Source organism: Acinetobacter genomosp. 15BJ, from assembly GCF_000400715.1.
Lineage (GTDB): Bacteria > Pseudomonadota > Gammaproteobacteria > Pseudomonadales > Moraxellaceae > Acinetobacter.
The window spans coordinates 60,146-86,361 of the sequence record NZ_KE007347.1 but is presented as its reverse complement, the minus strand read 5'-3'; the positions used below and the strand labels follow the sequence as shown (position 1 = coordinate 86,361).

Sequence of the window (26,216 nt, the reverse complement as noted above, 5' to 3'; positions counted from 1 at the left end):
CAAGCTTTCATAACATTTAACAGCTAAAAAAAGCGTACATAACCCAAACCGATTTTATTCCAGTCTTTATGATTCTGCTGTTCAAAATCCCAATTTAAACGTAAAGCATGATTTGTATTCAGACTATATTGAAGCTGTGTAGCTACTCTTAAGTTCCATTGACTCTGATCTTGCCAATACGGTAGTTCTACCTGTACCACGCTGTTGATATTATCAGACCATACGTTCATACAGCCTACAGTTGGTCCAGCTCCAACACGCCAACCTTTATCTAAATTTTTCCCACCTTGAATATGACTTTGTAGTTGGGCATAACACAAATTTCGACGATCATAATCTGCCACGCTATAACCGACTTGCATATTCAGATTCATCACGCCATATTGCGCATCTTCACTAAACTGCCCCTTCTCAATCGCTTCTTGTTTCCAACCAAAATTAAACCCCCAAGTGATTGGCGCTTTAAATGGCTGAATCGGGTTATAGGAATTCACTGACAAAAGGTCTAAATGTTCGAGCTTGAGCTTGTCCTCACGGTATTGCAAACTACCATCTAAAAATAAAAGTTGTGTCCCTGTCCGATAACCACCTTGTGGATCAATCAAATCGTGGTAGGCCTGACGATGACCCAGCTCAACAAACTTCTGCCCTTGCACTTCACCCACATTTACCGACAAGTTACGCGCATGATGTCCTTCTACAGGCTGCTTTTTCGGACGTATCGGTTCTTGACGCTGTTTTTCAATGTCGATTTGACTACGCTGCGCAAGTAACTGACGTAATTGAGGTTGGGCAAAATCCGCATCTACCTTATGGCTAATATATTGTAGGTATAAATCGTCATAAGCCATTTCTAAAATCTTGGCCTGATCTGGTGGCTGATATGCTTTTAAAATGGGTTGAACTTGGTCTATCTCGGTAAAAGCAACCTGATGAGCGACTTTGGCTAAAGCTGTACCATGTTGCTTAGCTTGTGCAAGTAACTGCGTTTCTAAAGCAGGCCGATACACAACTTCTTTAACCAAGTCTTGTTGATCGACAGCCTTCAAGGTTTCAATTGGAATGGCAGCATAGTTAAATTGCTGTTTTAAGTTTAAATTTGGACGTACTAAATCAATTAAGCCGAGTAAACGGTAGGCACAGTTATCGCTAACAAAATAATAGGGAAAACTCACATGCTGCATTTCCCAAATATGCTCAACCAAAAAGCGTGTTTCTTCTGGTGTGAGATTGAGCTCATATTCCCAAAGATCACGGCTTTCAAAATCACCGTATTCTTTTACTTTACGGTAATATGGCATTAAAGAATATTCACCGGGATACTGCCCAGTTAAGCCCTTCCATGCATAAGACCAGTTATCATCGCCTTTGACTGTGGCAGCATAGTTCACGGCATAAGACACTAAATTAAGTTGCTTCTGATCTTTGGGGTCTAGGCGTAGCAAAGTATGTCCAAACATCGAACTAGGATTACCCATAAAATCCGTTGCATAAATCAAAGTCGCTTTATACGGCTTGATTTGATTAATCCAGCCCTCAAATTCAACGCAATTTACTTTTGGAAGCTGTTGATCACTGAGGTTGAGCTGTTGCATCAACCAGCGGCTACGCGCGGGAAATTTACAACGGATGGATTGGTTATCTGGAGCTTCAACAAACAAGGCTTTAATACCCGCCTGTAGTTCATTATTTAAATTGGTCTTACCATCTTTCGCGTAAAAATAACCCGCATAAGTGACTTCGCTATTTTGTTTTTGGTCGGCATACATCAAGCGCTGCCATGTGATGTGTTGATCTAATTGTTTTTGTTTGGCAATGTCCAAATAAGTTTGAAAATCGGATTCAACCGTAGCATGGGCAAAGTGGCACATCAAAGACGCAAATACAAAAGTAGCTAATTTCATTCAATCGCAATTTCTAACAATAATGATAATAGGTATAAGAAAACCCTGTCATCAAGACAGGGTTTTAACATGTAGCAAATTAAACGTATGCTTTAAGCACTGCGTCTTTTGCCATCACACTTTGTAAAGCATCTAAAACTTGAAGCGAGTTTGCATTTTTACTTGAATAAATTTCAGCAAAGTTTGCTTTAGACACAGCAAAGAAACGCGCTTTGTCATTGGCTTTAATTTGCATTAATTCAGCAAGCACATTTAAGCTTTCACCTTGGCCAACTGCCATATCACGCGCTAAAGATTCAGCATTTTCATTGGTGAAGGTCACCACTTGAGCTGTCACAGTACCACCTTGACGGCATCCTAAAGTACCAAAAGTAATACCTAATAATTGGTTGGTAAAAATACCATTGGTTGTCGCAGCAAGAATTTTAGGTGCAACACCTTTTTTACCTGCCCAAATTTGTGTACCAGCACCACAACCGACATCATTATCAGCCATTGCAACTGTTGAACCAGCGGCTAATAGAGCAGCTAATGCAATTTTTTTTAACATAGGAACGATCTCCAGTATCAATTATTCTTCAGTATTTGTTATCACTATTGTGTTGTGTAATTCTTCCTACACAAAAGTTAAAATAGCGAGCTTAGCGCGCTTTAGCAAATAAATTTTGAAATATATCTGAAATATTCATAACAAAAGGAAATCAGATGCCCCTTTTAAATGATCTTCGAATGGCCTAATTTAACTGCCAAGCCCCATTTTTATCTCGCGTCCCCAAGATTTTTAATACCAACACTAAGCTCAGCAATAATAATAAATACCATGAACCTAATTTACCCCACCCCACCATATGCCAAGCATCGACTTGGCTTGGGTACAGCCAAATTTTATAGAAGGTACTAATGTTCTCTGCAATCCAGATCAAGAAGGCAAGCAACAATAAAATCGGCAACATCGGCACCCTAAAACGATGCTGTTGCAATTGAAAATAAAGTTTTGTTTTCCAGAAAATCAAAATGCTCCAAATAAATAATGCAACACGGATATCAGGAATAAAAAACTTGGTCATAAAGTTGAGATAAGACAACACTGCCAAACACAACATATTGCTGAAATTGGGTAGGTTTTCGAATGAAACTTGATACAGCCTCAATGAGCGCGCAAAAAAACTCCCCACTGCTGAATACATAAAACCGGCAAATAATGGCACAGTAAGTAACTTCAATACAGCAGGTTGTGGGTACTGCCATGAGGCAATGGCAGGATGGGTCAGAAATATTTCCATTCCCATCGCCATGATATGAAACAAAGCAATCACTTTGGCTTCTGCCCATGACTCTAGCTTTAAATAGATCAGGCAGACTTGAATGATCAATGCATAGAACAACAAATAGTCATAACGGAAGAAACCATAATATTCATGGCTTCCCATCGGTGCGGTGACTGCAAATGCAATCAAAAGCAACAATCCAAATAAGGCAGCCGAAGCTGCCTTAAAGATAAAGTTGAGCGGTAATACAATCAACTGCACAAAACTGATCCTAGCGTGTTTATTTTGAAATACTTAAAAATATCAACCTAAATATTTAGCACTGTATTCATGTACAGTATCTACAAAAATCTTAGGTTGTGCTGGATCGACCCATTGGGTAATACCATGACCTAAATTTGCGATATAGCCTGTTTTTTCACCATTGGCATAAGCATCATCAATCATGGCTTTCACTGATTTTTCAATTGAAGCGGCTGAACCATAAAGCACAGCTGGATCTAAATTACCTTGCAAGGCTGCTCGTCCTGCAACCACATCACGTGCAGTATAAAGCGGTGTGGTCCAATCTAGACCAAACGCATCAGCACCCGTGGTCAACATCGTCTCCAACCACTGACCGCCACCTTTGGTGAACACAATAATCGGAATACGTTGACCATCTTTTTCACGTTGAAGACCTGCAATAATCTTGGTCATATAGTTCAATGAAAATTCAACATATTCTCTATGCGCGAGCGCACCGCCCCAGCTATCAAAAATCTGAATCGCTTGTGCACCTGCATCAATTTGCGCATTCAGATAATCAATCACTGAATCAGCCAAATGATCGAGCAAAGCATGTAACACTTCTGGCTGCGCGTACATCATATTTTTAATGAAGCGAAACTCTTTACTTGATCCACCTTCAACCATATACGTAGCTAAAGTCCACGGACTTCCAGAGAAACCAATCAAAGGAACTTGGCCATTTAAAGCAGAACGAATGGTGGAAACGGCATTCATGACATAAGCCAGATCAGACTTGGCATTTAATTTAGGTAAATTTGCCACATCTTGTTCAGTACGAACTGTTTTATGAAACTTTGGCCCTTCGCCTGTTTCAAAATACAAACCTAAACCTAAAGCATCGGGAACCGTTAAAATATCTGAAAATAGAATTGCAGCATCAAGCTCATAACGGCGTAATGGTTGTAAAGTCACTTCACAAGCAAAGTCAGTATTTTTACATAGAGATAAGAAATCTCCTGCCTGCGCACGAGTTTCTTTATATTCTGGTAAATAACGCCCAGCTTGACGCATCATCCATACTGGCGTGGTGTCTACAGGCTCACGTAATAAAGCTCGTAAGAAACGATCATTTTTCAACGTTGTCATTACCAATCTCTAAATTGTTTCATGTAGCGCGCATCATAACAAAGTTAGCTTGGAATTTATAATTTCAATAGCATTCAAATTTATGAGCTGAAATAAATTTCGCTTTTACACAAAACTGCTACTGCAAGCTGCATTATTTTCTGTAATACTTGCAATATGTTAGGGGCTGTTGATATTTCAGCCATGCATTGCGTTATAGGCTAAAACAACTCAAACAAGGTATGAAATGCAGGTAATGGCGTTCCCTTATCAAGTTTCATAACGAAGTTTGGAGCAGTTTTAGCCATAACCCTTCGGGACAGGGGCATTTTTTGCCGCTACTGCGTTACGCCTTACTCATTTAGAGTTACTAAATTTAGTAAGTCATGCCTTGTACCGACAAAAAACGCCCTCTGTCGCAAGCATGCATGAAACGTCAACAGCCCCTCTATCCCAATATGAATAATTCTTAAGGTTGAATTACATGTTTGTTCGCTCATTACTCGCTATGAGTTTAAGTTGTATTCTTGCTAATGTTGCTTTTGCTGCGCCAACAACTGAGCAACCATTAAATCCAAAACAAATTACAGGTTCGGTCCAAGATCCGATTGATCCATTAGCGATTGACCGTGCGGCATCAAGTGTTGTTGCTGATCCTGCGTCAAGTGTTGCAGCTCCAGCGGTATCTGAACCTCAAGTCAATACGGGTGCTGCATCAGTCGTATCGCAAAAATTAGAAAATACACCGGATACCACCACGGCAACAACCGCTGCTCCAGTTGCTAAAATTTCATGGACTTTAGACAGTATAAATAATGCTGAATACCCTGAAGCTTTACCAAAAGGACAACTTCCTGCCTACGCACGCGCGCATGTAATGCTCAACAATGCACATGCATCACCAGGCGCTATTGATGGTTCAAATGGTAAAAATACATTAAAAGCGATTGCATCATTCCAGCAAATGAACGGCATTACCCCAACAGGTCAGCTGACCAAAGAAACGTGGGATGCATTGGTTGCGAAACAAACCAAGCCTGCCTATGTTGAATACACTTTGACCGATGCTGATTTCAAAGGTCCATATGCTGACTCAATTCCTTCAGACTATGCACTACAAGCAAAAATGAAAGGTTTGTACTACACCCGCGTTACAGAAATGCTAGGTGAAAAATTCCATATGGATGAAAATTTCTTAAAGAAACTGAATCCAAACGCAACATTTAAAAAAGCAGGTGAAAAGATTATTGTGGCCAATGTCCGCAATGATTTACCTGAAGATATTCATTTGATTGTTGCACATAAAGGTGCAAGACAGCTTTATTTGTTCAATAGTCGTAATCAAATGATTGCATCATTTCCTGCAACAATTGGCAGTACTGATACACCATCTCCAGCTGGTACTTATAAAGTAGTCGGTGTTGCCAAAAATCCTTGGTATAGTTATTCACCATCTAACTTTGTGCAAGGTAAAAACCTTAAACCACTTTCTCTACCACCTGGTCCAAACGCACCAGTCGGTAACATTTGGATTGGTTTAAGCAAAAAATCATTTGGTATTCATGGTACACCAAACCCATCTTTAATCTCTAAGACTGCATCACACGGCTGTATCCGTTTAACCAACTGGGATGCCAATGACTTAGGTGCTAAAGTACGTTCAGGTGTTACTGTAAAATTCTTAGAGTAATCTAGGTATTTTCTACAAAAACCGAATATCAGTGCATGATATTCGGTTTTTTTATTTCAAAGTACTTTCTTCTATATTCGGTAAAGGTTGGTAATAAATCTGATTACGCCCAAGTTGTTTTGCTCGATACAAAGCCTTATCTGCTGTATGAATTAACATATCTTGGCTGATTTTTGGATTGCCGTTAAATACCGTAATCCCCAAACTAATAGTCACATGATTAGACACCAACGATTTATCATGCGGAATCATTAAGCGGTCAATGGCACGATAAATATTGGTCGCAACTGCATAAGCACCTTGTGCAGAGGTTTCAGGCAACAGTACAACAAACTCCTCCCCCCCATAACGAGCAATAAAATCCATATGTCGAATCGAGCTTTTAATGGTTTTCGCAATAGCTGAGATCACCTGATCCCCCATTTGATGCCCATAAAAATCATTATAATTTTTGAAATAATCAATATCGATAAACAGCACAGACAGTGATTTTCGCTCTTTACAGGCTAAATCATAGTAATAGGTACACATCTCTTCAAACGTACGTCGATTTGACACATCTGTCAGTTCGTCATGCTGACTCAGATGTAACAACTCAGATGCTTGTATGCGTAAAATCTGCTCATCAATTTCTGCAATTTTGGACTTTATAAATATTTTTCTTTCTTTTGAAGTCAACATCACACTGATCGAAAAACCCAGCAGTAAGCTTCCTATTAGTGTTCGCCCAATCATGAGAAAATCACTAGGGTTATCAAACCAATATAACAGAAACAAAATCGCAATTGCGGCAAAGGAACCAATCCATAACATATGTAGAGGTCGAATGCCACTCAGGATAAACCCCAACATATACAGGAACGCAATAAGGACCATGGCCTGATTTTGCAGCACTAGATTTGAAACACTCATCATCAAAAATGAGGTGAATACAATGGTCAGGAACACTATCAGGCAAGCAGCAGGATAAAATAAAGGATTGAGTTTTTTAAAGCGTGAAAAAGCCCAAAATAAGAACAGTGCAATCCCCACAACAATTAAGCTGAGAATACTGTAAATAAAATCGAGGACAAAATATGTACTTCCGCGAATCACGAGAAAATTAGATGGCAGAATCAACAGCACAAATATGGTATAGGTAATCACACCCTGCCCGAAGAACTGAATCGCATTGAGACGTGTTCGGTCTACATTAAATTTCCAGAATTCATTTTCTAATTTTTGAGGTAAGGTTTGATGGGTATTCTTAGATTTAGAATGTTGGGCAACAAGCTGCTCTAGGTCTTCTTTCGACCTCCGCAATTGATCAAGATCATAGCCGTTGTCCATCCCAGATACTCTTTTTATGCTGCACTATTTTTGTGCCGCATAAAAAATAACATAAATTATCATTTTGTCATGCGCTTTGCTTAACCACTTATCCGTAATTCTAGTTACCATTTTCACACTTTATGCATTATTATTTGTATTATTTTTAAGTTTGAAGTAGACCTTGAATACTCTTACACTTTTGCAACCTGATGATTGGCACGCACACCTGCGTGATGGTTTAGCTTTAAAACGTACTGTTCCTGATTTAGCCAAACAATTTGCCCGCGCAATTTGTATGCCCAATCTTGTTCCACCCGTTAAAACGGTAGAAGAAGCTTTAGCTTATCGCGAGCGTATTCTTGCTCATGTGCCTGAAGGGTTGAATTTTGATCCACGCATGGTGCTTTATTTTACCGATTACACTTCTCCTGATGAAGTCCGCAAAATTAAAGAGTCTGAATTCGTCAACGCCATCAAACTTTATCCTGCAGGTGCGACCACCAACTCCGATAATGGTGTCAGTGATATTCGCAAAGTGTATGCCGTGATTGAACAACTGGAAGAACATCAGGTTCCATTGTTACTGCATGGAGAAGTGACGCATAATCACGTCGATATTTTTGATCGTGAAAAAAGATTTTTAGATGAAGTGCTATCGCCTTTACTCAAACAGTTCCCAAAATTAAAAGTCGTGTTAGAACACATTACAACAAGTGATGCGGCGAATTTTGTACTCGAACAGGATCGTAATGTTGCTGCAACCATTACCCCGCAACATTTATTATTTAACCGTAACGACATGTTGGTTGGTGGCGTAAAACCGCATTTCTATTGCTTACCAATTTTAAAGCGTCAAACGCATCAAACAACATTGTTGGAAGTCGCAACCAGTGGTAATCCAAAATTTTTCTTAGGTACTGACAGTGCACCCCACTCACAAGATGCCAAAGAAAATGCCTGCGGATGTGCTGGTTGTTATAGCGCACCAAATGCCATTGAACTATATGCACAAGCTTTTGATCAAGTCGGAAAGCTAGAACGCTTAGAAGGCTTCGCAAGCTTATTCGGTGCTGACTTCTATGGTTTGCCACGCAATACCTCAACCATTACCTTGGTCAAGGAAGATATTACAATCGCAGAATCTTTAGACTATCTCGATGACCAAAAAATTATCCCACTTCATGCAGGCAAAACCTTGCATTGGAGAAAAGTGTGACCCAAGAAGAAAATAAATCCCCTGTAATCGGACAGCGTTTTCGTGGATTCTTGCCTGTTGTTGTCGATGTGGAAACAGCAGGTTTTAATTCGCAAACCGATGCCCTACTTGAAATTGCGTGTATTCCGATCATCTATGATGAACATGGGCAATTTATACCTGGTCCTTCATTCCAAGCACATATCAACCCTTTTGAAGGCGCGAATCTTGACCGCCGCTCATTAGATTTTATTGGTATTGATCCTTTCAATCCAATGCGTGTTGCGATGGCTGAAGATGAACGCGGTGCTTTACGTCGTATTTTCAAATCATTGAATGAAGTACGTAAAGCTCAACACTGTACCCATGCTGTGTTAGTGGGTCATAACGCACACTTTGATTTAGGTTTCCTACAAGCAGCGATTGCACGCACAGGAACAAAAAATCAGAACCCGTTTCACAGTTTCTCCGTCTTCGATACTGTTACCTTAAGTGCAGTCATGTTTGGGCAAACCGTGTTAGCACGTGCCTGTATTCAGGCTGGAATCGAGTTTGATGGTAAAGAAGCCCACTCTGCGTTGTACGATACACAGAAGACTGCTGAACTGTTTTGCTATATTTTGAACAAACTGTCTCCTCACCTTCTTGACAGTTTGGTGACAGAACCCTAATATACACCCACCTCAAGAAGTCCCTATCGTCTAGAGGCCTAGGACATCGCCCTTTCACGGCGGTAACCGGGGTTCGAATCCCCGTAGGGACGCCAAATTTGAAAAAGCCACTGCATCTTAAGACAGTGGCTTTTTTATTTGCTTTGAATAATAAAAAGGACTCCGAAGAGCCCTAAAATATATTATGCAGACTTCCGTGAATTCACTCGCCCTTTCACCACCGCTTTGATATTCCCTTTCGCGTAATTTAAGAATACCAACAGTGGTGATAATTTTGGATTCGGCTTTTTACCTTGTCCAATGGCTTTAAACTGCGCTGCATACCAAATGATTTCCATAATTGCCATTTTATCGACAAATGGAATTCCTGTTTTAATTTGATTCACGGCATAACGCACATCATGCCCTGCAATTAAATGATCTGTTAAATCGACTTCAACCGCCAGTGGACGTGCAATTCCAATAAAATCACATGCACCACTTTGCAATGCAGCATTCATTCCTTCTACGGTACGGAAACCACCTGTTACCATCAATTTACAGGCAACATGTTGGCGAATTTTTTCTGCAAATTCCAAGAAATAAGCTTCACGTGCAATGGTACTGGCTTTACGCGATTCTGCTTTTGCACCCGCCATTGCTGGGGCTTCATAGGTTCCCCCAGAAATTTCGATAATATCAATCCCCGCAGCATCAATCGCTTTGAACACGGTAATGACATCTTCTTCTGTGATCCCACCACGCTGGAAATCCGCTGAGTTCAGCTTCACCGAAATGATGAAGTTTTCAGAAGTTGCATCGCGTACCGCCTGATAAGCATCGATCAAGAAACGCATACGGTTCTCAATCGAACCACCCCATTGATCCGTGCGCTTATTGGTCAAAGGCGATAGAAACTGACTAATCAGATAACCATGGGCACCGTGCAGTTGTACGCCTTCAAAACCAGCCTTTTCACATACCGCCGCAGCTGTCGCAAAACGCTGGATAATATCTAAAATTTCGTCATGTTTAAGTTCGCGCGGCGTACCAAACATTGCTGCAAGCATTGGGCTAAAAGGCACAGCTGAAGGTGCAACTGTTTCCTTATTTAGACCCTTTGGACATTGGCGACCAGGATGTGACAACTGAATCAATTGCACCATGCCATGTTTCTTACCCACCGCAGCCCATTGCTTTAATTTTTCCAGATCACGCTCGGTCTCGATTGCAACTACACCTGGTTCATTTTTAGCGCCTACATTCACCATCACGTTACCTGTAATGGCACAGCCCAAACCGCCTTTTGCCCACGCTTCGTATAGACCAATCAATAGATCATTGGGTTGTCCTGCATCATTCGCGAGCGCTTCGCTCATTGCCCCTTTGATAATACGGTTTTTAAATGTGGTGTTGCGAATCTGGATACTGTCTGCAATCTGACTCATGGTCATCCTCTGCTACAATTAGAGTACTTGCTCTAATTTAATCTGATTATTGTTACTGTCAAGCATTCTTCCGACAAACTGACAATAGCATATGTCAATTTAATTACAATGCTAATATTCGCTCGCAGAAATAAGCTGGCGGGTATATTCAGTCTGAGGCTGGCTAAATAAAAGTGCTGTGGCTTGATATTCCAAGGCTTTGCCATGATGCATCACAAGGACTTTTTGGCACAATGCTTTAATGACTTGTAAGTCATGACTGATAAAGATATAGCTGATCTGTTCTTGCTGCTGCAAACGACGTAACAATTGAATGATGGCCAATTGCGTAGTCCGATCCAAGGCGGAGGTCGGTTCATCTAGAATCAGTAGCTTGGGTTTGAGTACCAATGCTCTTGCAAGTGCCACACGTTGCCGTTGCCCACCAGAAAGTTGATGCGGATACTTATCTTTATCCGTTAAAGATAATTCGACTTTTGCCAAAACAGCATTAACTTCAGTTTGGCACTGTTGCTTTGAAATGGGTTGAAGATGAAGCCCTTCTGCAATGATCTGTTCAACTGACATACGAGGATTCAGGCTACCAAAAGGATCCTGAAATACTATCTGAAAATCACGTCGAAGTTGCCGAAGCTGTTTTTGAGTCAAAAGGTTTAAATCTTGTGTCTGAAAATGAATAGAACCTTCACTGCTGATCAATCTAGCGATCGCTAAGGCCAATGATGATTTACCTGAACCACTTTCGCCAACAATGCCTAAAGCCTCTCCCTGAGACAGACTAAACTGAATAGATTCTGCTGCAACCTTATAGGCTTTAACTTGATTGAATAAACCATGCTTAAGCGGATATTTTATCGTGACGTCATTTAATTCAAGCAAGGTTTGCGTCGGCTGTATCGCCAAAGCTTGTCCAAAATCATGATGAAGCAGATTTTGTGTATATGAGGTTTGGGGATGAGTAAATATTTCTGCAGTAGCCCCCTGTTCTTCAACACGCCCTTGATTCAGTACCACGACATGATCTGCATAATGCTTGACTAAATTCAGGTCATGGCTAATCAAAATGATCGCCATCTTTCGCTGCCGCTGTACTCCTTTTAACAACGTTAAAATTTGTGCTTGTAACACCACATCTAAAGCTGTGGTTGGTTCATCGGCAATTAGAATTTCTGGTTCTAAAGCCAAAGCCATTGCCAACATGACCCGTTGCCGCTGTCCACCTGACAACTCATGTGGATAGCATTGCAGAATACGCGCAGGGTCGTCTATGTGAACATCATGCAATAGACCCACAGACCGTTTTCGAATCTCGGTCTTGGCGATACCAAATCGCATTAGACTCTCGCCCAACATCTGCTCTACTTTGTGCAAAGGATTTAAAGCCGTCATTGGCTCTTGAAAAATCATGCCAATACGTTTACCACGTATCTGCTGTAACTGAACCTGCCCCAAAGTCAGCAAGTTTTCTCCATCTAGTTCCACTTTGCCTTGTACTGCAAAATGTTCAGGCAACACACCTAGCACAGCCAACGCACTAATAGTTTTACCAGAGCCACTCTCACCAACAAGCGCAACTGTCTGCTCTGGATATAAATCAAAACTTAAACTCTCGACTAAGCGGTGTCCTGATTCATTGCAAATACTGATCTGCTGAACCCTTAATAACGGTGATTGGTCAAACTGTTTATCGTCTTGGGTCAAATGCATCACGTGCAGCCTCCCCGATATAAATCAATAAAGAAAGTACAATCGCCAATGTAAAAAAGCCAGACAGCACCAACCACGGCGCATCTAGATTATTTTTGCCTTGCAATAATAATTCACCCAATGATGCAGCATCAGGTGGTAAGCCATACCCTAAAAAATCCAGTGCAGTGAGCGCAATAATATTGGCCGTCAGCATAAACGGAAGCTGCGACAAACTTGAACTCATTGCATTCGGTAAAATGTGCTTAAAGATAATTTTATAATCTGTTACGCCTAATGCTTGCGCTGCGCGGACATAATCAAAATTGCGCGCACGCAAGAACTCTGCACGGACTAGCCCAACCAACTCAGTCCAACCAAAGAGCAACATGATCAAAAATAGCCAATAAATACTGGGACTAAACATACTGACCAAGATCATGACAATGAACAACATCGGCAAGCCGCCCCAGACCTCTAAAATCCGCTGCCCGATTAAATCAATCCAGCCACCATAATAGCCCTGTATTGCCCCAACAATAACGCCAATCACAGCAGAACATAGGGTTAAAGCAAACCCAAATAAAAGAGAAATGCGCAGACCATAGAGGATTCGGGCAAACACATCACGGCCTTGGTCATCCGTTCCTAACCAATTTTGCGAACTTGGTGCTGAAGGAACTGGTACTGCCAATGATAGATTTGGCGTTTGATAAGAAAAAGTGATAGGGGGTGAAATCATCCAGCCCTGTTTTTGAATTAGCTGCTTTACCGCAGGATCTTGATAATCTGTCGCTGTTTCAAAGCTACCACCAAAGGTCGTTTCTGGATAATCGTTCAAGATCGGGAAATAAAAGGATTGCTGATAACGAACCAACAGCGGTTTATCATTGGCAATCAATTCAGCAAATAAAGACACAACTAAAATAATTAAAAATAGAATAAAACAACTAAAGCCTAATTTATTCTGTTTAAAGCGAAGAAAACGCGCACGCATCAAGGGGGACATTATTTTCCACCTCTTGATTCAAAATCAATGCGTGGGTCAATCACCTGATACAGCACATCACCGATTAAACGCAATATCATCCCAAATAAGGTAAATAAAAATAAAGTCCCGAAAATAACAGGATAATCACGCTGAGTAATCGCTTCAAAACCTAATAGACCAATCCCATCTAAATTAAAAATGATCTCGATAAATAAATTACCGACAAAGAAAATACCGACCAATGCTTCTGGTAAGGCTGCCACAACCACTAAAATCGCATTGCGAAAGACATGTCCATAAAGAACCTGATTATCATTCATTCCTTTGCTGCGGGCAGTAAGTACATAAGGTTTCTGCAACTCTTCAACAAATGAATACTTCGTCAGATAAGTTAACGCCGCAAAACTGCCCAATACTATACTCAAGATGGGCAAACTCATATGCCATAAATAATCTTGTACTTTTGCCCAGAGGCTCAATTGGGCAAAGTTCTCTGAAACCAGACCTTGTAATGGAAACCATTGCAAATAACTGCCCCCTGCAAAAAAAACAATCAGTACAATGGCAAACACAAAAGATGGAATGGCATAGCTCACGGCTAATAACAATGAGGTAGATTGATCAAACAGCAAGCCATTATTTTTAGCCTTTTTAATACCCAGTGGAATTGCAATCAGATAGATCAGGAAAGTGCTCCACAAGCCCAAAGACAGCGTGACAGGTAGCTTTTCGTATAACAGTTGGGTCACAGGTTTATCTTTAAAAAAACTGCTCCCAAAATCCAGATGCATATAACCTTTAAGCATGAGCCAGAAACGTTCTGCGGCAGGACGATCAAAGCCATACTGGGCTTTGATTTTTTCAATCATTTCGGGACTTAAACCACGTGCACCTTCATATTGTGCCAAGGTGGTCAAGCCTGAGGGTGCACTATTGCCTACCCCTAAGCCTTGCGCATTTTGGATTTGCTGAATCGCTTGTTCGACAGGTCCACCTGGGGCAATTTGCACAATACAAAAATTAATCAATAAAATGAAAAATAATGTCGGGATCATCAATAACATTCTTTTCAGAATATAGTGAACCATTTAATAAGATCCTTAATTCTTTTAATTCAGTGTTTCTGCACGGATTGATCAAGTTTCTTAGCTTTATCTGTATCCACCCACCAATACTCCCATCCTACAGAAAGTTTCGGCTTAACCGAAGGCTGCTGATAGATATCCCAGTAGGCAAACCAACGTTCAGGTTTTCCATAAGTCAAAATTTGGTAGTATCCTGCGCGTAATAAACGATCGAGCACGCGTGTGTATAACACCACTTCTTCACGGGTTTTTGCTGCCACAATTTTCGCAATCATCTGATCAATCGCAGGATTCTTAATCCCTGAATAATTATAATTGCCAGCCTCATCTGCTGCTGCACTTCCCCAGAATTGGGCTTGTTCTTTCCCTGGAGTTAAAGTTTGGGGCAATTTCAACACCATCATATCAAAATCTTGATGTCGAATTCGCTCCATATATTGCGGCACATCCACCTGCCGTAGTTGAACCTGAATGCCTAAACGCTTCAGATTCCGCACAAAAGGCATTAATTCACGCTGTGGGTTTTCCTGTTGCATCAATAATTCAATTCGAATGGCTTTACCGGTTCGATCATATAACTGACCGTTCCGAATCAGATAGCCAGCATCTTTTAAGATGTGTTGTGCAGTCAATAAATTCTGCCGATTGAAACCACTGCTATCAGAAACAGGATAGCGCCAATCAGCCAAAATACCTTGGCGTATCACTGGATTGAACTGGGCCAAAAATGGCTTTAATACGTTTAATTCAGCGGCACTAGGTCGGCCAGTTGCAGCCAAATCAGTATTATCAAAGTAACTTTGTAAACGCTGATTTTGATTAAAGAACAGTGCCTTATTCTGCCACTCAAAATCATAAGCGTAGGTTAATGCCTGACGTAGATAAATATCATTGAGTGGCGAACGGCGGATATTAAACACCAAGCTTTGAATATCTAGAGGAGTAGCTAACTGCACTTTATACTTTTTGACTAAACCTGATTTTACTGCTGGAAAGTTATAGGCTGTAACCCAATTACGGATATTTTTTTCTTCGTACAAATTGAATTGTCGAGATTTAAACCCTTCAAAACTGACATCTAAATTTCGATAATACACATATTTCAGTCGATCAAAATTATAGCGGCCTTTGTTTACTGGCAAATCTTTGCCCCAATAGTTTGGACTGCGCTTATAGGTAATACTACGCCCTGCATCTATACGATCCACCACATAAGGACCTGAACCGACAATCGGTTGAAGGGTGACACGACCAAAGTCCTTATTTTTCCAATCTAATTTTGAGTAGATCGGCAGGCTCGCCACAATCAATGGCATTTCCACATTATTCTTAGACTTAAAAATAAATTTGATTTGATGTTTAGATAACACTTCAGTTTTAGCTAAATCTGACAAATACATTTGAAAGCCTAAATTCGCTTTGGTCTGATAAGTATCGAAGGTAAATTTCACATCTTCAGCAGTTACAGGCTGACCATTATTAAATCGTGCTTGTGGATTCAAGTGGAAGGTCACAGATTGCAGCTGATCAGGATCGTAACTGACCTTTTCTGCAAGTAATGGATACATCACACGCGGCTCGTCCAGCGAACGATCCATCAAACTATCAAATAGATAATTGACACCTTCAGTTGAACTACCCTTGCCGTTCATGCTGTTTAAATTATCAAATGTCCCCAAACTCGATTGACTCAGAATACCGCCTTTAGGTGCATTCGCATTGGCATAAGGCATTACCTTAAGCTGAGTATATTTTGGTTGCACATGCATCGCCAAATACGGCGTGGTTTGCATCGCCGCAAATGAAGACTGAGTAAAAAGGCTTAGTCCAGCATATAGACTAAGCCTTTTGATTAAGCGTAAATGAATCATTTACAATTACAGGTTAGGTACTTTAATCACATCACCGATACGTAACTGGGTACTTGGTGTTAAATCATTCATTTCTGCCAGCGCACCAGTATCTAAACCATAGCGGCTTGCCAAACCAATCAGCGTATCACCACGTTTTACTTTGTATTCACTTACTGTTTTAGGGACTGAAATACTTTGACCACGTTGCAAGCTTGCATTGGCTTTCAGATCATTTAATTCAGCTAATTCACGACCAGACATCCCAAAACGATTAGCAATACTGTTCAAAGATTCACCTGCTTTGACACTATATCTTTCAGTATTACGGCTTGGTGCTGATGCTTTTGGTGTTGTTTTGCTGTTGTCTACCTTTGCGGTTTCAGCTTTCGGTAAATCACCTGTCAATTTGAGCTTTTGACCGATACGAACATTACTGCCGCGCGTTAAACCATTTAAACCAGCAACATAATCGAGCTGTAAATTATGACGACTCGCGATATTGCCTAAAGTATCACCAGATTTAACCGTATAAACATCAGGTGTAGTTTCTTCTCTCGATTTGCTCGTATTGCTTACAGTGGTTTTTGTAGGCACATCACCCGTCAGTTTCAGACGTTGACCAACACGTACGCCCGACGTTCTTTCCAAGCCATTTAGATCGGCCACATAACTCAGTTGCAGGTTGTACTTGGCGGCAATCGCATTCAAACTATCACCCGACTGCACCACATACTGATCAGGTACAGTTGAACCCGCAGGAATCTTGATACTTTGACCCAAACGCACGCCGCTATTTGACTTCAAATTATTTAGCTCAGCCAACTCGCTCAAGCTAATTTTCGACTTGGTTGCAATACTTGATAAAGTGTCGCCACGCTGTACGGTATAACTTTCAGTTTTATAGTTAGTCGATGCACTGACATTTTCGTATTTTACGTTCGTCTTCGTTGGCTCAGGTGTGTCCTGAGTTGAGGAAACTTCGTGTAACGGCACATTAATTTTTTGTCCAACGAACAAGCTACTGCTCGCAGTTAAACCAGAGGTCAAATCAGCCAATTCCTGATTCGATAATGCATAACGATCCGCAATCAGCTTTAAATATTCGCCACGCTTCACCGTATATGATTTGGTTGCAACTTTTTGAGTCGTTGTTGCCTTACTGTCAGTCGCACGTACTGCCTGTTGCGTTGTACGGGTATTATTCTTTGGCTCAATCAATGTTAATTTTTGCCCAACGAACAAACCATCAGTCACAGACAAATTATTATAATCCGCCAACTGTTTCAGAGTTAAATCAAAGCGTGAAGCCAAGTTGGTTAAGCTATCACCCGACTGCACCACATAGCTCTCTGGCTTTTCAGCAGCTTTAGGTGCTTCTGGTTTGGCATCATATAAATATAAGCTTGCACCAACGAATAAGGTACCGTTTGGATCAATCTGGTTCCACTTGGCAACATCACGCCAGTTCACGCCGTTTTTTTGCGCAATCACAGCTAAAGTATCACCAGGCTGTACCACATAGGTGCTGCGCTTGCCTTTTGGTGCAACAACGACAACATCCGTATCGGTTTTAATGTATGGCTTGCCTTGGTTGCGTTTGGCGTCCTCACTGTTTGCAGTGGCAGTATCTTCAACCAAGTTTTTTGGATAAGAGAAGCCTCGGCTCACCTCTTGACCTTTTTCATCAGCAACCGATTGACTGGTTTGAATCGCAGTTAATTTAATTTTGCCATCGAATGGATCAACAATTTCTGTGCCTTTTGGTGCAATTGCCTTAATTTCTGCAACAACTTGATCTTTCTCAGCTTGAGTCGCTTGTGGCTCTAATACCTGTGCAACCGTTTCTTTTTTGTCTTCTTCTTTAATTGCAGCCGTAATTTGCTCACGCTCTTTAGATGAAATCGGCGGCTCAATTTTTACTGGTTTAATATTCGCAGCAGGCGTGATTGCGACAGGAATACGTGGTGCACTTGGCACATCAGCTCCCGCAGCAAATGAAGCCAACGCATCCGAACCTCTAGGCGTATTAACTTTACTGGTACTGATTGAGGAAGTTGTCGGACGTGTTGTATTACTTGCCGTTAAATTGGGCGGCGTTGCTGTCGAAGCAGTAATACTTTGCCCACTATTGGTCGTTGTACGAATCGTTGTTGAGCTACTCAATGGATTGGTATTCATTGGCGGTGGGGTTTTATTGCTTGCCCAGAATCCACCAGAGCTCGCCTTACCAGAACGTAATTTTGTATCAATCGAAGGACTTAAGTCTGCTGGGATTAAAATCCGCATTGGGCTCATTGGGTCGACCGTTTCGCCACGATAAGCAGGGTTCAGTGCATAGAGCTCAGCTCGACTTAACCCCGTAATCGATGCAATCTGGTTGAGATCCATTGGACCAGCCAGACTCACTTCACGGAAGTGAGGACGGTTTGCAATTGGCGGTAAACTCACACCATATGCACCAGGGTTTTTAATAATTTGAGCAACAGCCAAGAACCGAGGAACATAGTTCATGGTTTCTTGTGGAAGTTTCAATGACCAATAATCTGTTGGTAAACCTGCTGCGCGGTTACGGTTAATCGCCTGTTGAATACGACCTGGTCCCGCATTATATGCAGCTAATGCCAGTTCCCATGAACCAAACTGATTATATAAGCTACCAAAGAATTCATACGCAGCACGTGTCGATTCGACGACATCACGACGTCCATCATAGAGGCTGGTCTGTTGCAAACCATAAATACGCCCTGTACTTGGGATGAACTGCCATAGACCTGCTGCTGCCGCACTACTGGTTGCTGCTGGGTCATACGAGCTTTCGATAATCGGCAGTAATGCCAATTCTGTCGGCATACCACGACGTTCAGCTTCTTTTACTGTGTGATATAAATAGCGGCTGGCACGCGCGCTTAAACGATCTAAATACGGTTGACGAGAAATAAACCAGCTACGTTGTGCTTCAATTCGTGAATCCCAATGGTTCAAGTCCATCTTGAATCCAACCGTCATTCGTTTCCACACATCACCATGTTTCAGTACCAACAAACGATCGCCTTCCACAGCACGCATGTCGGTTGCAGACAATAAGTCTTCAAGTGAATCTAAACTGCTTGCATCTAAATAACCTGAACCAGCTTGCTTTGAAGACGAGGTTTTACTTGATTTAGGTGTTGAAGAACAACCTGTGGTGATTCCCAACGCAACGAGAGCAGAAGTGAGTACAGTAATTTTGAATAATGATGTTGCAGATGCTTGCGACACCAATGTGCTCGATTTATACATAAAAACTTCCAGTCAACTCACGCTAGTTTATTTCTTAATTAGGGGCTATTGATGTTTCAACCATGCATACGTTATAGGCTAAACAATTCAAACAAGGCATGGAACAAAGACAATCACCGCTCTTTGTCAAGTTTCACAACGAAGTTTGGAAAAGTTTTAGCCATGACCTGAGCAAGTGCAAAGCACTGCTTTGATCACAGCACAAGGCAAAACTCTTCTGTCATCTGTGAAACGTCAACAGACTTAGCCATTGTAGTAAAGCATGTCACTTAGACAAGGCAATAATTTAACGTGATTTGCATGGAAATGTTACAAGAAATTAAAAAAGATGAGTTTTGTAACGTTCAGACGCCAAATTTAGCTTTACAATAGCTGTTATTGTTATGAGGATGCTAAAATTCCCTGCTTATTTTAGCTCAAGTAAAAGCCTTATTCTTTTGTTATATGCTTAAGTAACACTTGAATATTGACCAGCCTTTTGTGCGATTAAAATATTCAACTTCTTATTCTGCTTATTGTTCAGGTTCAAATATGTCACAAACAATCACACTTTACGTTGATGGCGCATGCAAGGGTAACCCAGGTCTTGGGGGTTGGGGCGCGTATGTCATTACCGAACAAGGTGAACACAAGCTGTTTGGTGGTGAACCTGAAACAACCAATAACCGTATGGAGCTTCAAGCCGCAATCGAAGGCGTTTCTTTTTGCCCCACCGATGCCCGTTTAATTATTTGGACAGACTCCAATTATGTCAAACAAGGTATTACTGAATGGATTCATGGCTGGAAAAAAAAGAATTGGAAAGACGTTAAAAATCCTGATTTATGGCAGAAACTCGATGCGGTCTGTGCCAACCGAGAGATCGAATGGAACTGGATTAAAGGCCATGCTGGACATGCTGGTAATGAAATGGCAGACCAATTGGCAAATTTAGGTGCAGAACAAATCGCGCAACAACTAAAATCGCCAACACAGGCTAACGCTGATACAAAAAAGCCTGAATCCGATTGGCTCTTAAATGACCCTTTCGGATTAGATATTGATATGGATAGCGATGAAATGATCGAAGAATCAGAACTTGAAGAAGTCTTGGATAATATGGATGAAAATGTAGTATCAGATGAAGTGGTAGTCGAAGCTGCCCCATTAAATCAACACCCAAATATTGTCATTACAGAAGCCAAAGTGCATCTCCAAGGCCCTCGCCAGCTCATTCTTGATACGGAAACCACTGGTTTTTACTATCAAGATGGCGACCGTATTATTGAAGTCGGTGCGATTGAAATGATCAATCGTAAACTCACGGGTAGTTCAATTCATATCTATATCAATCCAGAAAAACCCGTCGGTGATTCTGAAAATGTGCATGGTATCAGCGATGACTTTTTAAAAGACAAACCTAAATACGCTGAAATTTCCGATACGCTTTTTGCCTTCTTAAAAGGCGCTGAAATTATCGCGCATAACGCGACCTTCGATATGAACTTCTTGGATATGGAGTTCAAACGTGCTGGCTTACCTTTATTATCTGAGGTTTGTGAGGTTACCGATACCTTGGCACTTGCCAAGAATAAGCATCCTGGCCAAAAGAACTCATTGGATGCTTTGGTACGCCGTTATGAAATTCCAGCGCGAGATCGTACTTTCCACGGTGCCTTACTCGATGCTGAAATCTTAGCCGATGTTTACCTTGCAATGACCGGTGGGCAAGTTTCATTTGATATGGATGCCCTTTCCCAAACAGAACAAAATCAAAATAAATCGACCCGCCCGCGTGTCCAAGTTGACTTACCTGTGATTCAACCTTCTGAACATGAACTAAATGAACATGAGACCTGGGTCAAACAATTTGAACAAAAACATGGAGAGCCTTGCCTTTTCGCAAAATAAATTTTCCAGTCAATGTAATTTTTTGTATTTCAAGCTTCTAAAGTTAAGTTATATTAACCTTTAAAGATTTAGGCCTCCTAAAAAAGGAGGTCCATGGATATAACAACTTAGGAAAGGTGTAGGTCATATGTCTTACCAAACCTCGATTCATTTCGACCCAACGGCATTATTAATAATAAAAAATGAAATCGACAATTCGATTAAATTGGTAGAAACAGCAGTCAATACCCTTGCCGAAGAACAAGCACTACCTTTCGGGATTGATGATGCGCTGAACCAGTTTGAACAATGTACGCAAGTTCTCGCGTTAATTGATATGCCACATTTATCACAAATTACTCAATACTCTGCTGAGCTGATGCGCAAAATTATGGCGCAACCACAGCAAATCCAAACCAATGATGTTATTGCGCTCAGTGAAGGTACCACCATGCTGAAGCGTTATATCGAATTCATTTGTTTACGTGAAGTAAAAGTTCCTCAATTCCTACTCGATACACTGAACCGTTTAGAAAAAGCCTTAGGCAAACCACTGACCAAAGAAGGTCAAACGGTACAGCCATTGCTTGAGTTCATAACTCCGAGTTTTAATTTGCCGCAAGCACCAAGCTTGGAACAATCACAGTATATTCATCAGCTTTATAAATTGTGTTTAAACAAGCTCATTAAGCAATCAGAAACTCCGCTTGATCTACAAGGGATCAAATTGGTCGGCGTTTATCTTGCGGGTTTAGCGACGGGTCAACCAAGTCAACAATACTGGCAGTTGGTCAATGTGGGTCTAAGCCATATTAATGAGCTTTCAATTACCGAAGCACGCTTACGTACGTTGATTCAAATTGAAACCAATATCGGTAAATTCCTCGCTCAATCGGCCAGCTTTAAAAACACCATTGCAGATCTTGCAGACATCTTGTGTATTTGTATTAGCCAAGAAGATGATGTGTCACAGCATATTCGTGATCAACTCAATATTGGTGATGAGTTGCTCAGTGATACGCAACTACAAGTACTAAGCCGTCATTTATATGGCCCTGACTACGAAACTGTGCACACGATTAGCCAGTTAATGACAGATGAGATGGCTCAAATCCGAAATGAGATTGAATACAACCATCAAAATATGTCAGCTGAAAAAACCCAAGAACTGCAACAAAAGCTACATCAGCTTTCGAATGTTTTCAAAGTACTAAATCTAAATGAAGCAGCGCGAGAGTTAACCCAACAAGCGGAAAAATTAAGCCAACCCAATACGTTAACGGATGCGACTTCGGTACAACAGTTAATGAATAGTATTTTGGCTTCAATGAATTCGATTGGGATTTTGGAACGTAATTACACGTCTAGTCGTTTACAGTTACGTGTCAATAACATGCAAATCTCGCTTGATCGTTTAGATGAAGCACATAAAGCGTTATTGACTGAAACGAAAACCCTGATTGATACTTTAACGCAAACATTAAGTCTCTATGTGCAAGATCCTACAGCACATAGCTTAGAAGCTTTACCCGTGTATCTGAAGGAACTTTCAGGTGCTGCCCTGTTCTTAGGTAGTTCAGCTCAACAAACTGCTTTATTGGGTGCAGCGCACTTTGCCCAATATCGTTTAGCGCAAAATCAGCCTCTCGATGCCGAACAAATTAATTGCATCTTAAACGTTGTCGCAGGGCTAGATTTACTGGTTGAGAACTTAAAGAACAAGCAACCTGTATTGCAATCTATGTTTGATGTGGCATTATCAAACAGTCAGCAATTACAAACCATAGCCGCATAATGACTCAACTATCACTTGCTTATATTTTTCAACACCAAAAACTGTTAGTCGACCAAAACCTTCAACTCCCCCAAGTTGAGAAATTAGCAAGTGACTTACCAATCCATCATAATGATCACGTCATCGCACGTGATCTGCTTGAAAATGAATCTATTCCTGAAGGCTATCAATTAGTTCCGATTCGGGAATTGATTCAGTCTTGGTCGAGTAGTGATTTCCTACAAGCCAGTCGAGCGGTTCAATTACTTGAATGGCGACGCAACCACAAATTCTGTAGCCACTGTGGTCATGCGACTGAAATTCACCCTAAAGAATATGCCATGGTTTGCCCAAGTTGTGCTTACCATCAATATCCTCGCGTACAGCCTTGTATCATTACCATTATCACCAAAGGTAACGATGAGATTTTGCTTGCCAAATCAGCGCATAACAAAAGTAATATGCATGGCTTAATTGCTGGTTTTGTTGAAGTGGGTGAAACTTTAGAAGAAGCCGTGCAACGTGAAGCATTTGAAGAAGTTGGACTCAAACTTAAAAATATTCGTTATATGTCTAGCCAACCTTGGCCATTTCCTAGTAATTTAATGATTGCCTTCCATGCTGAATATGATTCAGGTGATATCCAATTGCAGCTCGAGGAAATCAGTGAAGCAGCGTTTTTTAAATTTGATCAACTTCCAGAAATTCCATTTAAAGGCAGTATTGCCCATAGCATGATCATGCAAATTATCGACAATAAAAAAGCATCTTAAACGATGCTTTTTCATTGATTAGGGGTCTAAGGCTTCATCCAAAAAGTGCAGGATCGTCCGTTTGGTTTTGAAATAATGGCTCATCAAACTGGCCAGTGTCGCCACAATGGTAATATGCCCTGTCTTTGGAATCACGGCGATATGACTATGATTGCCTTTTTCTCTTAACGCCTTATCTAGATCAAAACTATTTTCTTTGCCAACCAACTGATCTTGTTCAGCCATCAGCAAATAATGCTTAATTTGATTCGGCTCAATAAAGTAATACGGCATCACTTGTTGATACGATACTTTCTGATCAAAAGCATGTTCAGCTAAAGGATCACCCTTGTAGTCAAAGTGATATGGCCCAGCCATCCCCACAATTGCTCTAATATTTTCTTTGTATTTAAAATTTTGTGAATAGGCAGAATACACCACAGACATCACATTAAACGCACCCGCAGAATGTCCCATTAAAATGATGTTATCTGTCGAGATATTTAGCTTGCTCTGATTCTGATTTAAATAATGAATGGCTTGAGCAATATCATCAATAAAGGTCGGGAAGATATGTTCTGGTGCAAGATGGTAGTTAATCACTGCAACATCATAACCTTCACGGGCAAACGTTTCCCCAATAAACAGATACTCACGTTTGTTACCATGCTGCCAAGACCCGCCATGTACAAATACGATAAGCGGTCTTTGCTTTTTAGGATTTTTAGTTCGATACAGATCCAAACGCTGTCTTGCTTTCAATCCATAGGCAAGATGCTCTTCTTTTTCAAAGGTATCTTTGGGTGTCAGGTAATTGATCGAATAACTGGCAAAATCATAAAGGCGAAACTCCTGATAGAGGTTTTTCGCCTTTATTACATTTTCTTGTACTTGTTGAATAAGTTGCTTCATAAATTAAGGATTAGTTGGAGTAATGGTCGCAGGTTCCGCCTGATCAGGATCAATTGCAACAGGTGTCTCAACTAAAGGCTGTGTAGTCACAGTGCCCACCATTGGTGCTGCTGCTGTTGAACTAGCAACAGTGCCTGAAGGTTGATCCGTATTGTCAATCAGTGTCACAATTTTAGTCACATTTCCAACTTTTTGTAAGACGTCATCTAAATCTCTTGATTCAGCAGTATTTAAACGTCCCATCACATATAACACACCATTTTCAGTATGCACTAATACTTTGCTGTCAGATACTACAGGGGCTTTCATCAACAAACCGCGAGTATTTGCAGTCACCGTTGCATCTTGCATGATGGTGTTATAACCAACCTTGTCACCTACCGTAATATAGTTATGTACGGCTTTTACATCTGACATTGAGCGTAAGTTATCTTCTGCCAGTTGTTTTAAATATGGATCAGGGACTTGTCCTGTCAATAAAACATTGCTGTGGAAGCTTTCAATGTTGATACGAGACTGTTTAAAGCGGTGATCTAATTTGTACAAATTAATATTTGCAGTACGCTTGATCGAAGAATCAATAAAAATCTGCCCAAGACTACGTTCACCACTGTTCGTTCCAACGGGTGAACTTCCTGTGCCACCAGAAATAAAACTAGCACATCCCGATAAACTTGCAGCGCAAAGCAACGTAATCGATAAACGTTTTAACACTTGGCAAGACTCCCTATCTACAAACAAATTTGTTCAATTTTCAATATTTAGCTTTAGATTAGGCTTCTTAATTAATCTAAAGTAAATGCGTGTTCAATCCATTGCTGATCATACTGCAATTTTGAAAAATCTGGTTGTACTGTTTTTGCAATTTTCTGTGGAAAATCAAAACAAATCACATCAAAACGACAATCAAAGTCACCATAATGTGGAGATTTCTGTAAAAAAATTTGTGCTGTCTTAATAATTTTACGTTGCTGAGCAAGTGAAATCACTTCACAAGCCTCGGCATAACTCCCTGCTGATCTGGCTTTGACTTCTACAAAGACCAGTTCATTGTCCCTTTTAACAATTAAGTCAATTTCACCATAACGCGAATGATAGTTTCGATCTACACATAAATAGTGCTGAGACTGCAAAAGAGCAAGCGCTGTTTGTTCAGCCCATTGCCCTAAGTCATGCTTTTGCTGTGACATACC

General features: G+C 40.8%; 20 protein-coding genes and 1 tRNA gene. 7 read left to right on the top strand and 14 right to left on the bottom strand.

Annotated elements, in window-relative coordinates; genetic code table 11:
* Positions 1-23 precede the first annotated feature (23 nt).
* The 4 genes from F896_RS13525 to hemE all read right to left on the bottom strand — a co-directional run bounded on the left by F896_RS13525 (position 24) and on the right by hemE (position 4,549).
* The gene (locus F896_RS13525) at positions 24-1,904 is read right to left on the bottom strand and encodes an Lnb N-terminal periplasmic domain-containing protein (protein WP_016163048.1); all 1,881 of its coding nucleotides are present in this window, start codon (positions 1,902-1,904) and stop codon (positions 24-26) included.
* A 79-nt stretch (positions 1,905-1,983) separates the two neighbouring features.
* On the bottom strand, positions 1,984-2,454 hold the full coding sequence (locus F896_RS13530; protein ID WP_016163047.1) for a DUF3015 family protein: 471 nt from the start codon (positions 2,452-2,454) through the stop codon (positions 1,984-1,986).
* Between the two features lie 184 nt (positions 2,455-2,638).
* Positions 2,639-3,433, bottom strand: a complete 795-nt coding sequence (locus F896_RS13535) for a DUF817 family protein (protein ID WP_016163046.1) — start codon at positions 3,431-3,433, stop codon at positions 2,639-2,641.
* Between the two features lie 42 nt (positions 3,434-3,475).
* Positions 3,476-4,549, bottom strand: a complete 1,074-nt coding sequence (gene hemE / locus F896_RS13540) for a uroporphyrinogen decarboxylase (protein ID WP_016163045.1) — start codon at positions 4,547-4,549, stop codon at positions 3,476-3,478.
* A 463-nt stretch (positions 4,550-5,012) separates the two neighbouring features.
* On the opposite strand from hemE, the gene F896_RS13545 reads away from it, so the two are divergent.
* Entirely contained in the window at positions 5,013-6,218 is a 1,206-nt protein-coding gene (locus F896_RS13545; RefSeq protein ID WP_016163044.1) for a L,D-transpeptidase family protein, read from the top strand.
* Between the two features lie 51 nt (positions 6,219-6,269).
* Here F896_RS13545 and F896_RS13550 read toward each other — a convergent pair whose 3' ends face one another.
* Positions 6,270-7,547: a diguanylate cyclase gene (locus F896_RS13550; RefSeq protein ID WP_016163043.1), complete on the bottom strand. Its 1,278-nt coding sequence runs from the start codon at positions 7,545-7,547 to the stop codon at positions 6,270-6,272.
* 163 nt (positions 7,548-7,710) lie between these two features.
* Between F896_RS13550 and pyrC the strand changes: the two genes are divergently transcribed.
* The 3 genes from pyrC to F896_RS13565 all read left to right on the top strand — a co-directional run bounded on the left by pyrC (position 7,711) and on the right by F896_RS13565 (position 9,490).
* The gene (pyrC, locus tag F896_RS13555) at positions 7,711-8,745 is read left to right on the top strand and encodes a dihydroorotase (protein WP_005202392.1); all 1,035 of its coding nucleotides are present in this window, start codon (positions 7,711-7,713) and stop codon (positions 8,743-8,745) included.
* Positions 8,730-9,395: a ribonuclease T gene (rnt, locus tag F896_RS13560; RefSeq protein ID WP_032882121.1), complete on the top strand. Its 666-nt coding sequence runs from the start codon at positions 8,730-8,732 to the stop codon at positions 9,393-9,395. Before pyrC ends, rnt begins: the two co-directional genes overlap by 16 nt.
* Before the next feature lie 19 nt (positions 9,396-9,414).
* Positions 9,415-9,490 (top strand) — tRNA-Glu (locus tag F896_RS13565).
* Positions 9,491-9,577: 87 nt separating this feature from the next.
* On the opposite strand, the gene F896_RS13570 is transcribed toward F896_RS13565, so the two are convergent.
* From F896_RS13570 to F896_RS13595, 6 genes are all read right to left on the bottom strand, one after another.
* Positions 9,578-10,822, bottom strand: coding sequence for an NADH:flavin oxidoreductase/NADH oxidase family protein (locus F896_RS13570; RefSeq protein ID WP_016163041.1), 1,245 nt, complete (start codon positions 10,820-10,822; stop codon positions 9,578-9,580).
* 111 nt (positions 10,823-10,933) lie between these two features.
* Positions 10,934-12,529: an ABC transporter ATP-binding protein gene (locus F896_RS13575; protein ID WP_016163040.1), complete on the bottom strand. Its 1,596-nt coding sequence runs from the start codon at positions 12,527-12,529 to the stop codon at positions 10,934-10,936.
* Positions 12,507-13,517, bottom strand: a complete 1,011-nt coding sequence (locus F896_RS13580) for an ABC transporter permease (RefSeq protein WP_016163039.1) — start codon at positions 13,515-13,517, stop codon at positions 12,507-12,509. The genes F896_RS13575 and F896_RS13580 overlap by 23 nt, the downstream gene beginning before the upstream one ends.
* Positions 13,517-14,587, bottom strand: coding sequence for a microcin C ABC transporter permease YejB (yejB, locus tag F896_RS13585; RefSeq protein ID WP_016163038.1), 1,071 nt, complete (start codon positions 14,585-14,587; stop codon positions 13,517-13,519). The genes F896_RS13580 and yejB overlap by 1 nt, the downstream gene beginning before the upstream one ends.
* A gap of 26 nt (positions 14,588-14,613) precedes the next feature.
* The gene (locus F896_RS13590; RefSeq protein ID WP_016163037.1) at positions 14,614-16,455 is read right to left on the bottom strand and encodes an extracellular solute-binding protein; all 1,842 of its coding nucleotides are present in this window, start codon (positions 16,453-16,455) and stop codon (positions 14,614-14,616) included.
* A 6-nt stretch (positions 16,456-16,461) separates the two neighbouring features.
* A complete protein-coding gene (locus F896_RS13595; protein ID WP_016163036.1) occupies positions 16,462-19,716 on the bottom strand; it encodes a LysM peptidoglycan-binding domain-containing protein in 3,255 nt (1,084 codons plus the stop codon).
* A 531-nt stretch (positions 19,717-20,247) separates the two neighbouring features.
* Here F896_RS13595 and dnaQ point away from each other — a divergent pair.
* The 3 genes from dnaQ to nudC all read left to right on the top strand — a co-directional run bounded on the left by dnaQ (position 20,248) and on the right by nudC (position 24,132).
* Positions 20,248-21,606 carry a DNA polymerase III subunit epsilon gene (gene dnaQ / locus F896_RS13600; protein WP_016163035.1) on the top strand — a complete coding sequence of 453 codons (1,359 nt, stop codon included), beginning with the start codon at positions 20,248-20,250 and terminating at the stop codon, positions 21,604-21,606.
* Positions 21,607-21,733: 127 nt separating this feature from the next.
* A complete protein-coding gene (locus F896_RS13605; RefSeq protein WP_016163034.1) occupies positions 21,734-23,380 on the top strand; it encodes a hypothetical protein in 1,647 nt (548 codons plus the stop codon).
* The gene (nudC, locus tag F896_RS13610; RefSeq protein ID WP_004808578.1) at positions 23,380-24,132 is read left to right on the top strand and encodes an NAD(+) diphosphatase; all 753 of its coding nucleotides are present in this window, start codon (positions 23,380-23,382) and stop codon (positions 24,130-24,132) included. The genes F896_RS13605 and nudC overlap by 1 nt, the downstream gene beginning before the upstream one ends.
* An 18-nt stretch (positions 24,133-24,150) precedes the next feature.
* On the opposite strand, the gene F896_RS13615 is transcribed toward nudC, so the two are convergent.
* The 3 genes from F896_RS13615 to F896_RS13625 all read right to left on the bottom strand — a co-directional run bounded on the left by F896_RS13615 (position 24,151) and on the right by F896_RS13625 (position 26,213).
* The gene (locus F896_RS13615; protein ID WP_005202371.1) at positions 24,151-25,023 is read right to left on the bottom strand and encodes an alpha/beta hydrolase; all 873 of its coding nucleotides are present in this window, start codon (positions 25,021-25,023) and stop codon (positions 24,151-24,153) included.
* Between the two features lie 3 nt (positions 25,024-25,026).
* Positions 25,027-25,737, bottom strand: coding sequence for a BON domain-containing protein (locus F896_RS13620; protein ID WP_004808582.1), 711 nt, complete (start codon positions 25,735-25,737; stop codon positions 25,027-25,029).
* A gap of 71 nt (positions 25,738-25,808) precedes the next feature.
* The gene (locus F896_RS13625) at positions 25,809-26,213 is read right to left on the bottom strand and encodes a YraN family protein (RefSeq protein ID WP_016163033.1); all 405 of its coding nucleotides are present in this window, start codon (positions 26,211-26,213) and stop codon (positions 25,809-25,811) included.
* Positions 26,214-26,216: the final 3 nt, after the last annotated feature.